This is a genomic window from Stenotrophomonas sp. STEN056, from assembly GCF_056759635.1.
This window is the reverse complement of the sequence record NZ_JBRRDL010000004.1, coordinates 17486-30157: the sequence shown is the minus strand read 5'-3', so window position 1 is coordinate 30157 and position 12672 is coordinate 17486. Positions and strand designations below refer to the sequence as shown.

Annotated in this window: 11 protein-coding genes; 3 read left to right on the top strand and 8 right to left on the bottom strand. The window is 66.2% G+C overall.

What is annotated here, in order from left to right:
* The first annotated feature begins 34 nt into the window (after positions 1–34).
* Positions 35–877: a DUF72 domain-containing protein gene (locus ACVOLO_RS03380; protein WP_481569028.1), complete on the top strand. Its 843-nt coding sequence runs from the start codon at positions 35–37 to the stop codon at positions 875–877.
* Between the two features lie 46 nt (positions 878–923).
* Entirely contained in the window at positions 924–1856 is a 933-nt protein-coding gene (locus ACVOLO_RS03375; protein WP_481568870.1) for a DMT family transporter, read from the top strand.
* Here ACVOLO_RS03375 and ACVOLO_RS03370 read toward each other — a convergent pair whose 3' ends face one another.
* The 5 genes from ACVOLO_RS03370 to ACVOLO_RS03350 form a co-directional block, all read right to left on the bottom strand.
* Positions 1857–3017 carry an AAA family ATPase gene (locus tag ACVOLO_RS03370; RefSeq protein WP_481568869.1) on the bottom strand — a complete coding sequence of 387 codons (1161 nt, stop codon included), beginning with the start codon at positions 3015–3017 and terminating at the stop codon, positions 1857–1859.
* Between the two features lie 79 nt (positions 3018–3096).
* Positions 3097–4161: a GGDEF domain-containing protein gene (locus ACVOLO_RS03365; RefSeq protein ID WP_481568868.1), complete on the bottom strand. Its 1065-nt coding sequence runs from the start codon at positions 4159–4161 to the stop codon at positions 3097–3099.
* A gap of 94 nt (positions 4162–4255) precedes the next feature.
* Positions 4256–4978, bottom strand: a complete 723-nt coding sequence (locus tag ACVOLO_RS03360; protein WP_481568867.1) for a pseudouridine synthase — start codon at positions 4976–4978, stop codon at positions 4256–4258.
* Between the two features lie 48 nt (positions 4979–5026).
* Positions 5027–6703 carry a sensor domain-containing diguanylate cyclase gene (locus tag ACVOLO_RS03355; protein ID WP_481568866.1) on the bottom strand — a complete coding sequence of 559 codons (1677 nt, stop codon included), beginning with the start codon at positions 6701–6703 and terminating at the stop codon, positions 5027–5029.
* 207 nt (positions 6704–6910) lie between these two features.
* On the bottom strand, positions 6911–8836 hold the full coding sequence (locus tag ACVOLO_RS03350) for a DEAD/DEAH box helicase (protein ID WP_481568865.1): 1926 nt from the start codon (positions 8834–8836) through the stop codon (positions 6911–6913).
* A 186-nt stretch (positions 8837–9022) separates the two neighbouring features.
* On the opposite strand from ACVOLO_RS03350, the gene ACVOLO_RS03345 reads away from it, so the two are divergent.
* Positions 9023–9244: an RNA-binding S4 domain-containing protein gene (locus tag ACVOLO_RS03345; RefSeq protein ID WP_481568864.1), complete on the top strand. Its 222-nt coding sequence runs from the start codon at positions 9023–9025 to the stop codon at positions 9242–9244.
* A 108-nt stretch (positions 9245–9352) separates the two neighbouring features.
* Here ACVOLO_RS03345 and ubiM read toward each other — a convergent pair whose 3' ends face one another.
* The 3 genes from ubiM to ACVOLO_RS03330 form a co-directional block, all read right to left on the bottom strand.
* Positions 9353–10531 carry a 5-demethoxyubiquinol-8 5-hydroxylase UbiM gene (gene ubiM, locus ACVOLO_RS03340; RefSeq protein ID WP_481568863.1) on the bottom strand — a complete coding sequence of 393 codons (1179 nt, stop codon included), beginning with the start codon at positions 10529–10531 and terminating at the stop codon, positions 9353–9355.
* A 239-nt stretch (positions 10532–10770) separates the two neighbouring features.
* A complete protein-coding gene (locus ACVOLO_RS03335) occupies positions 10771–11316 on the bottom strand; it encodes a DUF4019 domain-containing protein (RefSeq protein WP_481568862.1) in 546 nt (181 codons plus the stop codon).
* Between the two features lie 67 nt (positions 11317–11383).
* On the bottom strand, positions 11384–12517 hold the full coding sequence (locus tag ACVOLO_RS03330; RefSeq protein WP_481568861.1) for a COG3904 family protein: 1134 nt from the start codon (positions 12515–12517) through the stop codon (positions 11384–11386).
* Between the last annotated feature and the right edge of the window lie 155 nt (positions 12518–12672).

Below are 12672 nucleotides of genomic sequence, written 5' to 3'. Positions count from 1 at the left end.
GGCCGAGCCCGCTCCTACCTTTGCAGGCCTTGCCTTGAACGATCTGTTTGCCACCACCCCCAGCGCTGCGGATGGGCTCTACCCCGATATCCACGTCGGCATCGGCGGCTGGGTCTATGCACCGTGGCGCGGCGGCATGTTCTATCCGGCAGGCTTGGTCCAACGCCGCGAACTGGAGTTCGCCAGCCGTCAGTTGACCAGCATCGAGATCAACGGCACCTACTACGGCACGCAGAAACCCTCGGTGTACGCCGGCTGGCGTGATGCCACGCCGGAAGGTTTTGTGTTCTCGGCCAAGGCGCCCAAGCGCATCGTCACCGCCCGCAAACTGGCCGGCACCGGCGGGCAGATCAACGATTTCATCGACGGCATCAGTCACCTGGGCGACCGGCTGGGTCCGCTGGTGTGGCAGTTCGAGTCCGGCCGCACCCTGGACCGCGACGATGTCGCCGCCTTCCTTGCGCTGCTGCCCACACAGGTGAATGGCCGCCGCCAGCGGCATGCACTGGAAATCCGTGACCCGGCCTTCCTCGACCCGCAAACCGTCGCACTTGCACGGCAGCACAACGTGGCTCTGGTCTACACCGATTCGCCCGACCATCCCAATGCCGCCGACCTGAGCAGCGACTTCGTCTACGCACGGTTGATGCGCAGCCGCGACGAACACCCCACCGGCTACCCGACAGCCGAGCTACTGCAGTGGAAGCAACGCGCACGCGCCTGGCGGGACGGCCAGGATCCACAGGATCTGCCACACGTCGCACCCTCCACAGCGGCTGATACACCGCGCGAGGTGTTCATCTACTTCATCAGCGCAGCCAAGCATCGCAACCCTGCCGCCGCATGCGAGCTGCTGCATCTCTGGCGACAAAGCTGAAGCGAATCGTGCGGCGCTGAACAGGCACTTCGGCGACAATTCCCGCATGTCGACGCCTGATACCCGCAAAGCCCTGTTTCAAATCCATTTCTGCGTGCTGTTGTGGGGCGTCACCGCCATCCTCGGCAAGCTCATCACCCTGCCCGCGCTGCCGCTGGTGTGGTGGCGCATGCTGCTGGTGGTAGCCATGTTGGCGCTGCTGCCACGGGTGTGGCGCGGGCTGTCCACCCTCACGCCGCAGCTCGCACTGGGCTACGCCGGCGTCGGTGCGCTGGTGGCGCTGCATTGGCTCACGTTCTACGGCTCGGTGAAGCTGGCCAACGCCTCGGTGGCCGCCACCTGCATTGCCCTGGCGCCGGTGTTCACTTCGGTGATCGAGCCGTGGATTGCGCGGCGGCCATTCCAGATGAAGGAACTGGCCCTGGCCATCGTGGTGCTGCCGGGCGTGGCCCTGGTGGTGGGCGGCGTGCCCGACGGCATGCGCCTGGGCGTGGCGGTCGGTGCGGTTTCGGCCCTGCTGGTGGCATTGTTCGGCTCGTTCAACAAGCGCCTGGTCAGCCACGCCGATCCCTTGACCGTTACCGCACTGGAGCTGGGCGCAGGCACGCTTACCCTGACCTTGCTGGCGCCCGCCCTGCCGTTCGTATTGCCGGCGCTGGCCAGCGACCTGTGGGTACTGCCCAACCTGCATGACGGCATGTTGCTACTGGCGCTGGCCGGGCTGTGCACGCTGCTGCCGTTTGCGCTGGCGCTGGTCGCGCTGCGCCACCTCAGCGCATACACCGTGCAGTTGGTGACCAACCTGGAGCCGGTCTACGCGGTTCTGCTGGCGGCCGTATTCCTGAGCGAACAGCAGGAACTGACCGCGCAGTTCTACCTGGGCGTGGCCATCATCGTCGGCGGTGTTTTCCTGCACCCCCTGCTCAACCGCCTTCGGCCGGCGGCTACCGCCGCCAGCGGCAATACGCCGGCTGACTGATCAGCGCTGCGGCCAGTACCACGCAGGCGCTTCGAGATTGCCCACGCCCCACACCCGCGTCTGGCTGAATTCCTTGTGCAGGCGAATCGCGTTGCAGGCGGGGTCCTCCTGCAGCGCGGCGATCAACCGCGACGCATGCGACACCACCCACAACTGGCTGCGTGTGGACGCCTTGATGATCAGCCGCGCCAACGCCGGCAACAGGTCTGGATGCAGGCTGGTTTCCGGCTCGTTGAGCACCATCAGTGGCGGCGGGCGCGGCGTGTAAAGAGCGGCGATCAGCAGCAGATAGCGCAAGGTGCCGTCTGAGAGTTCGCCAGCCGCCAGCGGGCGCAACAGGCCCCGCTGCTGGAACTTCAGTGACAACCGTCCGTCCCAGCTCTCGATCACCACCCGCGCGCCGGGAAACGCGTCGTCCAGCGCACTCTGCAGCCCGGCGTCATCGCCGATCTCGATGATGGTCTGCCAGGCAGCGGCCAAGTCGTGCCCGTCATCGCTGAGCACCGGAGTCCGGATAGCCATGCATGGTTGCCGCGCGGGTGCGGCAGCATCCGAGCGGAAATGATCATGGAACCGCCACCGCCGGATGTACTCGCGCAGCGCCAGCACCTCCGGCATACGCTGTGGGTCGGCCAATTGGCCGAACACGCTGTCGAAAGATGACAGGTGTTCATCCACTATTTCCCAGCCGCGCCCGGCACGTCGCCGCACCACGTTGCCACGGCGCTCGACCAGCACATTGCTGGCCCGCAGAAACGGGCCCGCCCACAGGCTTTCACATTTGATCTGCGGATCACGGTCAAACATCGACCTGCTCGGCACCGGCAAGCCCAGATCAATCGCATAGCCGAATTCCTCAGCGGCAAAGCCGAGCCGTATCGATATCGGCTCAGTGCGCGCCGTGCACTGCACCGGCACTTCGCCGGCGATCATGCGCGGACTGATCCGTTCCGGCCCCGCCCACAAGGCAGATTCCAATCCGCCCTCGGCGGCCAGTGCGCTGGTTACGCCATTGCCTGCGGTCTGTGCCAGCAGGCGCAACGCTCGGTAAAGATTGGATTTGCCGCTGCCGTTATCGCCGGTAACCAGGTTCAACCGGGTCATCGGCACGACCAGCTCATGCAACGAACGATAATTGGCAACCGCCAAGGTCTGCAGCATCAGAGATTCTCTGAACGCAAGGATTCCAGGCAGCATAGCCGAGCGGTGTCGCAGCAAGCGCGACGCCCCCGGCCATACCTCAGTCGGCCAGCACCACCCGGTCACGGCCCTGGTGCTTGGCCTGGTACAGCGCGGCATCGGCGCGGCGCAGGGTGTCCTGCGGCGTTTCGCTGGGGCGGTGTGAGGCCAGCCCGATGCTGACCGTGATCGGCAAGCCCACCGGCAACAGGCCCACCGATTCACGCAGGTACTGGCATTGCAGTTCGGCCTGTTGCAGCGTTGTCTCCGGCATCAGGATCACAAACTCCTCACCGCCGAAGCGGGCCGCCATGCCACGGCCGGCAAACTGTGCGCGCAATGCTGCGGCCAGTTCGGTCAACACGCGGTCGCCTTCATCGTGTCCGTGGATATCGTTGACCATCTTGAAATGGTCGATATCGACGATGGCCACCGCCGGCGTCACCGCGGTGCCGCGCTCGATCGCCTCGGTCAACGCCGCCGCCAGCGCACGCCGGTTTGGCAGGCCGGTCAGCGGATCGGTGCGGGTCTGTTCCGACAGCTCCAGGTTGGTCTGTTCAAGCTGCTGGTAGTACTCGGCCAGGCGCGCCTCGTACCACTCGTGCTCGGCCTGGTGGTGGTCGATCTGCCGCCGCAGCACCCGCATTTCCAGCAGCTTGCTCACTTGCCGGGACAAGGCGGCCAGCGCTTCGGCCTGCGGGCCATTGAGCCGCCGGGGAGTTGAATCGAACACGCACAGCGAGCCCAGCGACTGGCCATCACTGCTCAGCAGCGGTGCGCCCGCGTAGAAGCGGATATGGGGCTCACCCAAGACCGACGGATTACCCGAAAACCGGGCGTCCTGGCGGGCGTCTTCCACCACGGTGAGCTGCAGCGGATGCAGGATGGTGTGGGCACAGAACGCCTCGTCCCGGGGCGTCTGCTCGGCCTCCAGCCCCTGCAGCGCCTTGAACCACTGCCGGTCGCGATCAATCAAGGTCACCGCGCCCATCTGCGTCCCGCACAACGTGCGGGCGATGGTCACCAAGTCATCAAACGCCGGTTCGCGGTCAGTATCGAGAATGCGATAGCGCTGCAGCGCGGCCAGACGTGCCGCTTCGTTGACGGGCTTTGGCGGTTTGATCATTGCGCAGCTCCCGGGCCCGGCGAGGTTCCTCGCCTTCTCAAACGCGGGAGAGTCTAGCCTCACCGCACGCAAGGCGCGGTGAGGCAGTCACACTTCACCAGTTCTGTTGCTGCGGCAGCAGCCCGCGCAGTTCCTGCTCGGTGAGGTTGCGCCACTGGCCCGGCTTGAGCGCGCCAATCTTGACGTTGTCGATGCGCACGCGGCGCAACTGGGTGACGCGGTAGCCGAACTCGGCCGCCATCAGGCGGATCTGCCGGTTCAAACCCTGCTCCAGGATGATGCGGAAGCCGAACTTGGCGATGCGCGAGGTGCGGCATGGCAGCGTCATCTGGTTGTGGATGCGCACGCCACGGGCCATGCCACGCAGGAATTCGTCGGTGACCGGCTTGTTCACCGCCACCAGGTATTCCTTCTGGTGGCCGTTCTCCGCGCGCAGGATCTGGTTGACGATGTCGCCATTGCTGGTCATCAGGATCAGGCCTTCGGAATCCTTGTCCAGGCGGCCAATCGGGAAAATGCGCTGCTCGTGCCCGACGAAATCGACGATGTTGCCCTTGACCGCGCTTTCGGTGGTGCAGGTGATGCCCACCGGCTTGTTCAGCACGATGTAGACATGCTTGCGGCCGGTGCTTTTCTGGACCACGCGCGCACGCAATGGCTGGCCGTCCACGCGGACTTCATCGCCCTCGCCCACCACCGCGCCGGCGCCGGCGGCGATGCCGTTGACGGTGACGCGGCGTTCGCTGATCAAACGGTCGGCCTCGCGGCGGGAACAGAAGCCGGTTTCGGCAATGTGCTTGTTGAGTCGGATTGTCATCGGCGGATTATCCGCCATCACCCACGCCCCGAACAGCGCGCGGCAGGTTCAGTCGGCCAGGGGTTCATCGCGCGCATCCACCACGCGATTGCGGCCACTGCGTTTGGCGCGGTACATGGCGTTGTCGGCGCGGCGCAGCAAGGCGGCAACGTCGCCATCGCGCGGCTGCAGCTCGGCCAGGCCAATGCTGGAGGTGACAACCAGGCCCTCATGGTCGAGCGCACTGGCCTGCTGGCTTACCCGCTCACGCAACTGCTCCAGCCGCGGCAGGGCCGCATCGGAACTGCTGCCGGGCAGCAGGATCAGAAACTCCTCACCGCCCATGCGGATCACGTCGCTGCGGTTGCGCACGCTCGCCTCCAGCGTACGCGCCACCGACACCAGCACCTGGTCGCCGACATCGTGGCCGTAGCGGTCGTTGATCTGCTTGAACAGATCGATATCCAGAAAACCGATGGACAACGGCTGGCCGTTCGCACGTGTTTCGAGCAGGTAGCGCTCCAGCTGGCGCAGGCCGGCGCGGCGGTTGGGCAGCCCGGTCAATGTGTCGGTGTCGGCCAGCTGGCGCATTTCATCGCGCTGCTGCCGCATGTGACCAAGGCCACGGTTGAGTGAATAGGCCGACATCATCAGGAACCAGGTCACCGTCAGCTGCACCGCTTCAACCCGGTATTCGATCAACAGCGGGTTGCCCGAGATATCGGCCAGCATCAACAGCAACAGCGGCACCAGCGCGACGATGCCGTCCAGCACGTGGTAATAGCCACGGCGCAGCGACACCAGGCCCAGGCCCAGGGCAATCACGCAGGCCACCGCGAACAGCCCGTCCAACGCAACGGCCGTCATCGCCAGCAGGTAGCGGGGCATGAACGGCGTCAGCACCGCCACCAGCGCCAGCACGGCGGCCAGGCAGGCAATCCAGCGTCGTGCGCCGCGCATCACCCTGCGACCACCGCACAGCCGCCACAGCATCCAGATCATCACCCCGTAACTCAGTGCCGAAACGGCCACCATCCACACCGGCGCGGCGCGGCCCACCGGCAACCACGGCTCGGGATAGCCACTGAGCCCGCTGAGGATCGACTGCCAGACCACCAGCAATCCGCAGACCAGCGTGTAGGTCAGGAAATCGCGGCCACGGGTGGTGAAGTAGCCCATCAAGGCCGACAGAGCCAGGGCCAGGGCAATGGCGATGCAGGCCGTGCGTATCAACAGCCGGGCGGTGTCGGTCTGCTGCACCGGGCTGGGCGCACCCAGCCGCACGGTGGGAATCCAGCCCGGCTTGAGCGGCGGCTCCCATGCCACCAGGATCGGATCGGTATTGCCGGCCTTGGGCACCATCACCATGCCGATGCCCGCACGGAACCGCGAGTCGCGGGTGCGGGCATCCTGCATGTGGCCGCACACCTGGCGCTCGCCGTGGGAAATCATCACCTCACCGGCAAACACGTTGAACACGTCCACCGCCTGCGGTGCGCCGGGCCAGCCCTGCGCCGGCGGCGGCACCTGGATGACGTTGCTCAGCCGCGCAAGGATGTCGGGAGTACAGGCGCGTGTCGGGGCCTGCTGGTCGGTGGCTTCGCCCAGCAGCAGGTAGTCACGGTCCACCTGCATCGTCTGTGCCATGCCGAGCAACGGCCAAAGCAAGGCCAACAGCATCAGCAGCCGCTGTACCCCCCGCGCACCATCACCGCGCCCTGCTTTTGCCCCCCCGCCGTCCGCCATGACTTCCCTTCTGTGCATCCCCCGACGCAACCGGGTGGATTATCGCAACAACAGGGGGATGGCGGCACGTGAAGACGCCGATTGTCAGGCGAACAGCGACGGGCCGCTGGCACGTGGGTGGGATCCCGCCCGCTGCCTTTGTTCGGGCACAAAAAAGACAACCCTGCATTGGCAGGGTTGTCTGGTCAGCCGGGTTGCTCGCAACCCTTAGAAATTGCGCGGGCCGCGCGGCTTGAAGCCATCACGGCGCGGATGCGCTGCCGGCGAACCCGGGCGCAACCCCGGGCGGCCGCCCGGCTTGTGCTTGTCGAAACGCGGCTTGGACGAGGGCGGGGAATTCAGGTTTTCACCCTCTTCCACACGCCGCATCTGCAACTGCTGGCCCGATACCCAGACCTTCTTCAGGTGCTGCAGGACATCGCTGGGCATGTCTGCCGGCAGGTCCAGCACCGAATGGCTGTCGTGGATGTCGATACGACCGATGTAGCGGCTTTCCAGGCCAGCCTCGTTGGCGATGGCACCGACGATGTTGGCCGGCTTCACGCCATGGCTGTGGCCCACTTCGATGCGGTAGGTTTCCATGCCGGTTTCCGGCGCGCTGCGCGGCGGCATTTCGCGACGCGGGCGCTCACCGAACTCACCTTCACCACGCGGCGGACGCGGTGCGCGCATGCCGTCGTCTTGACGCGGGCCACGCTCGAAACGCGGCTCGAAACGGGACGGACGCTCGCCACGCTCACCCCGCTCTTCACGGTGACGCGGGAAGCCGCCATCACGCTGCGGACGCTCCTGGCGGTCACGCGGCTGCGTGCTCAGCAGGAACGGGGCATCGCCCTGCAGCAGCTTGGCCAGCGCGGCGGCAATTTCCACCGCCGGCACGTTGTTTTCGTTCTCATAACGCTGCACCAGGTCGCGATAGAAGTCCGTGTCGCCGGCGGCCAGGGTCTGGCTGATGCGCTCCATGAACTTGCTCACGCGGTGGTCGTTGACCGCATCCACGCTCGGCAGCTGCATCTCTTCGATCGGCTGGCGGGTGGCGCGCTCGATCTGGCGCAGCATGCCCTTCTCGCGCGGGGTCACGAACAGGATGGCTTCGCCGCTGCGGCCGGCACGGCCGGTACGGCCGATACGGTGCACGTAGCTTTCGGTGTCGTACGGGATGTCGTAGTTCAGCACGTGGCTGATGCGCTCCACATCCAGGCCGCGCGCGGCCACGTCGGTGGCGACCAGGATGTCGAGCTTGCCTTCCTTCAGCTGGCCGATGGTGCGCTCACGCTGGGCCTGCTGCATGTCGCCGTTGATGGCGGCCGCGGCCAGGCCACGCGCCTGCAGCTTGCCGGCCAGTTCCTCGGTGCCGGCCTTGGTACGCGCAAAGATGATCATCGCATCGAAGGTTTCCACCTCCAGGATGCGGGTCAGCGCGTCCAGCTTGTGCATGCCTGCCACCCACCAGTAACGCTGGCGGATGTTGGCCGAGGTGGTGGTCTTGGAGGCGATGGTCACTTCCACCGGCTCGCGCAGGTAGGTCTGCGCGATGCGGCGGATCTGCTGCGGCATGGTGGCCGAGAACAGCGCCACCTGGCGGCTTTCCGGCAACTTCTTGAGCACGGCTTCGACGTCGTCGATGAAGCCCATGCGCAGCATTTCGTCGGCTTCGTCCAGCACCAGCGTCTTCAGCTCGGACAGATCCAGGGTGCCGCGGTTGAGGTGATCGATCACGCGACCCGGGGTGCCGACCACGACATGGACACCACGGCGCAGCGAGGACAGCTGCTGGCCGTAGGGCTGGCCGCCGTACACCGGCAGCACGCGGAAGCCGGGCATGGCCACCGAATAGCTCTGGAACGCTTCGGCCACCTGGATGGCCAGCTCACGGGTGGGGGCCAGCACCAGCACCTGCGGCTTGGTGGCGGAAAGGTCGATGTTGGACAGCACCGGCAGCGCAAAGGCGCCGGTCTTGCCGGTACCTGTCTGCGCCTGGCCGAGCACGTCACGACCTTCCAGCATGGCTGGAATGGTGGCAGCCTGGATGGGCGACGGCGACTCGTAACCGACGGCGGTTACGGCTTTCATCACAGGCTCTGACAGGCCGAGATCTGCAAACAGCAGCGGCGCGGGGGATTCTTGGGTCATGGGAACTCCGGGGGCACCGCCGCGAACGGGCGGGCGAAAAGACGCATATTGTGCGCCCTGAAACCCCTCGCTGTCGCGTAGGGATCGATTCCCGTTCAGCTGGCGCCCACGCCGCCGCCGTTGAAGCGCCACACGAATGCAGGCGCTTGGCGCACAATAGCGCCCGTTTTTCCCGCCGTGAAGCCCATGCAGACCATTGATTTTGAACTCGACCGCGAATACGTGGAACTGAAGCAGCTGCTCAAGCTGACCGACCTGGTTTCCAGCGGTGGCGAGGCCAAGATGATCATCGGCGAAGGCCAGGTGAGCGTCGATGGCGAGGTCGAGCTGCGCAAGGCCTGCAAAATCCGCGCGGGCCAAACGGTGGTGCTGGGCGAGGTCCACATCCGCGTACTGGCCGCCGGGTAACCACCGCCGCCGCCTCGGCCGCGAAACCTGCCTTGTGCCCGTGATGCGGGTGCAGGCATTCGCAGCGGCCGGCAAAACCGCACGACCCAGCCTCCGCTGCAGGCAGCGTCAGGCCATGCGCTGGGTCAGGTGCCCGGCAATCAATTTCCTGAATGGAACCACCCCGTGTGCGGCCCGCAGCGCGGCCCCGCGCAGCAGCCGGGCCGGCAGGCGGCTGTCGTTGTACAGCGTGGCAATGGCGTTGGTGGCTTCGTACAACGGCCGTGTCGCCAGGCGATGCCCGCGCTCGTAGCGGGCCAGCAGCGCCGCCGCGCCAATATCCCCGCCCTGCCCCGCGGCCTCGTTGATCAGCTGCGCCAGCCGCTGCTGGCTCTGCAGGCCGAAGTTGAAACCATGCGCGGTGACCGGATGCATGCCAACGGCGGCATCCCCCACCAGCGCGTAGCGGTGACCAACGAAGCGGCGCGCATACACGCCCACCAGCGGATACACATGGCGCGTGCCGAGCGGCTGCATGTCGCCCAGGCGACGCTCGAAGAAGCCGGTGACGGCCCGGCCAAACGCCGCCTCGTCCATGGCCTGCAATGCCTGGATCTTCTGCGGCGGCAGGGTGATCACCGCCGATGCCTGGTTGCCCGGCAACGGCAGCATGGCCAGGGTGCGCTCGTAACCGAACCATTCCCAGGCTTCATTGCGATGCGAACGCTCGCACTGCAGGCGGCTGACCATCATCGATTTGCCGAAATCACGCATCTGCGCGCCGATGCCCATCATCCGCCGGGTCGCGGAAAAACGGCTGTCGGCGGCCACCACCAGGCGCGCGGCAAGGCGCCGGCCGTCGGACAGGGTGACCGTGTTGTCGCCACTGCCGGTTTCAATGGCAGTCACCGAGGTGCCGTCCAGCACCTCCAGATCGGCCTGGCCCTGGACTGACTCCCAGGCCGCACGGCGGATCAGGTGATTGGGCACCAGCCAGCCCAGCTGGTCCACGTTTTCACGCTCCGCGGCAAAGCCCAGCGCAAACGGCGAGGTGCCGTTCATGACCCGGGCGCTGCGCAGCGGCGAGATTTCGGCCGGGTCAATGCGCTGCCAAAGCCCCATGGCCTGCATGACCTGGTGCGATGCATGGGTGAGTGCGATCTCACGGCCATCAAAGGCCGGCTCGGCCAACGCCGCCGCCGATTGCGGTTCGACCACAGCCACCGACAGACCGCTGCCCGCCAGGCTGCGGACCAGGCTCAACCCGGCCGGGCCGGCCCCCACCACCAGTACATCCACCTTGCGCATTTCAGACTCCGCCATGGCACTGGGCAGCAAGCCTAAACAGGCTGGTGTAAGGAAACATTGATCTGGATCAGGTAGGCGGCAGAAGTGCCTAAGCAAGCGTGCGGCAGAGGGCTCAACGGCGTGTCAGCACCTGGCGAGCACCGAGGGAAACGCCAACCGCCGGCTGTTACAGGCCCAGTCCATCAAAAAAGAAACGGGCACCTTTCGGTGCCCGTTCCCAAAACACTTCACGCCTGCCGTCAGTTGTTGGCGGCGCGCAGGCTGTAACCGGAGGCGCGCCAGACCTTGTCCTCGTCCAGCCGGAACGAGACCAGCTCGCGTACCGGCTGTGCATTGTTGGCAAAGCGGGTCGGGAAGCTGACGTTGACGTAGACACCCTCCGGCACCGCTGCGCCAGCCGGGTACTGCACCCGGGTGATCGAGGGCTTGCCGCGCGAAACCAGGCCGCCGAGCCGGCTGCGGTCGGCATTGACGTTGCTGGCAAACTGGTCACGCGTCACTGCCTTGCGGGCCACCGACGAGGCGCCATCCCAGACCTGCGCGGCCTGGTTGGCATCGACCAGTTGCGCCACGCGCTGGGCGGCCTGAGTCATTTCCGCGTCCTGCCGGGCCAACTGCGCCTGTTGCGCCACATTCAAGGCCGGATTCGCCGCGCCTGCCGTTGTCGGCGCCGTTGCCGCAGCATTGGGAGCCGCCGGCGACGGGCTCTGCGCCATCAGCGCGCCGGCAGGCAGGCACAGGGACAACACCATCAGCACACCACTGGGACGCATAGCTCTCTCCATGACGCTGTCCGGTCGGACGGAACCGTCATCCAAACACGAAATGCGACCGACCGCACATCCGGCCGATTCAGTTCGGTTGCGAGGGTACAGCCAGCTGCGCCCCGGCCGGGGCACTGGCCGGCGCCTCCGTCAGCGGCGCGGCAACCGGCTCGAGCACCAGCAGCGCCGTGTCGATTTCCGACAGCGGGCTTTCGTCGGGGCAGACATCGTCCGGGAAGCCGAAACGCTCCTTCAAGGTCTGGCCACAGCTGTTGACCGCTTCCAGGTCGGCGCCTTCCACCTTGCATTCACGGTCAAACGCGATCAGGAAAGCGTCCTTGCGCCGCACGAAGTCATCGCCACACTTGCGCATCTGCTTGATGCGCTCCAGGTCGTCCTGCACGGCGTTGGTGCCATCCAGGCCGAACTGCTTGAGCTCGTCATTGGTCAGCAGGCGCAGGCTGCGGTTGGGCACGGTCATCATCAGGTCGGCCACGCCCACCGCCACGCCGTTGCGCTGCAGGTAGTCCTTCACGTTGTCGTAGACCGCGTGCAGCTCCTTGTTCAACTCCGCCCGCGAGGTGGCCGTGGAGCTGATGCGCATCATGCGGTGGATGCCCACCTTGCCGGAGATCAGCCGGTTGTCGCCAGCGGCCAGCACGAACACGCAGGCGCTGTGGCAGATGGAGCCTTCGCGTACCCAGATCGTCCAGCCCGACTCGCCAATGCTGTCACCGGCGACGATCGCCGCTTCCACCTGCCCGCCGCTGGAATCCAGGTCAAGAATGCGCCGGCTGATCTTCATCGCATCGGCCACCACCGCCAGCCGCGACACCAGCGCCGTGAACGAGGGGTTGATCTTGCCGGCATAGCGCACGCGCACCAGCCCACGCTCCTTGCAGGGCGCCAGCGCCGCGTCCACGGCGGCGCGGTCCAGGGTTTCCAGGGCAACGCCGTCGCCCACCTCACCCGCGTAATCGGTATCGCAGCTGACCCAGGCCTTGCCGTTCTCCAGCATCACTTCCGGCCATTCACTGTCCTTGGCCGGCAGCACCGGGGCGACCGGGGCCGGCGCGTCGGCGGCATTGATCGAGACCATGTGGTCGCCATCGGCGGCCAGGGCCACTGCCGGGTCCGTCACCTGCCTGCCGGCAGGCTCCTGGCGATTACAGGCCAACAGCCCGAGACACAACAACGGCGACCACCAGAATCTGGGCAACATGGGCAGCAATGGGATCCGTGCAAGGGCGCAACGTGCGCCGGGAAAGCACACAGTCTAGTGCCGATGGCTGCTCCCGCTGCAATCCCTGCTAAACAACGGATCGTCCTGAGCATTGATGTCCGGAATTGGCCAGTACGACACCGGCAACGCGCCTA

Coding starts and splice junctions, on each gene's coding strand:
- ACVOLO_RS03335 (WP_481568862.1), bottom strand. CDS start 11,316: ATGGAGAGAGCTATGCGTCCCAGTGGTGTGCTGATGGTGTTGTCCCTG.
- ACVOLO_RS03365 (WP_481568868.1), bottom strand. CDS start 4,161: ATGATCAAACCGCCAAAGCCCGTCAACGAAGCGGCACGTCTGGCCGCG.
- ACVOLO_RS03370 (WP_481568869.1), bottom strand. CDS start 3,017: ATGCTGCAGACCTTGGCGGTTGCCAATTATCGTTCGTTGCATGAGCTG.
- ACVOLO_RS03360 (WP_481568867.1), bottom strand. CDS start 4,978: ATGACAATCCGACTCAACAAGCACATTGCCGAAACCGGCTTCTGTTCC.
- ACVOLO_RS03330 (WP_481568861.1), bottom strand. CDS start 12,517: ATGTTGCCCAGATTCTGGTGGTCGCCGTTGTTGTGTCTCGGGCTGTTG.
- ACVOLO_RS03355 (WP_481568866.1), bottom strand. CDS start 6,703: ATGGCGGACGGCGGGGGGGCAAAAGCAGGGCGCGGTGATGGTGCGCGG.
- ubiM (WP_481568863.1), bottom strand. CDS start 10,531: ATGCGCAAGGTGGATGTACTGGTGGTGGGGGCCGGCCCGGCCGGGTTG.
- ACVOLO_RS03375 (WP_481568870.1), top strand. CDS start 924: ATGTCGACGCCTGATACCCGCAAAGCCCTGTTTCAAATCCATTTCTGC.
- ACVOLO_RS03345 (WP_481568864.1), top strand. CDS start 9,023: ATGCAGACCATTGATTTTGAACTCGACCGCGAATACGTGGAACTGAAG.
- ACVOLO_RS03350 (WP_481568865.1), bottom strand. CDS start 8,836: ATGACCCAAGAATCCCCCGCGCCGCTGCTGTTTGCAGATCTCGGCCTG.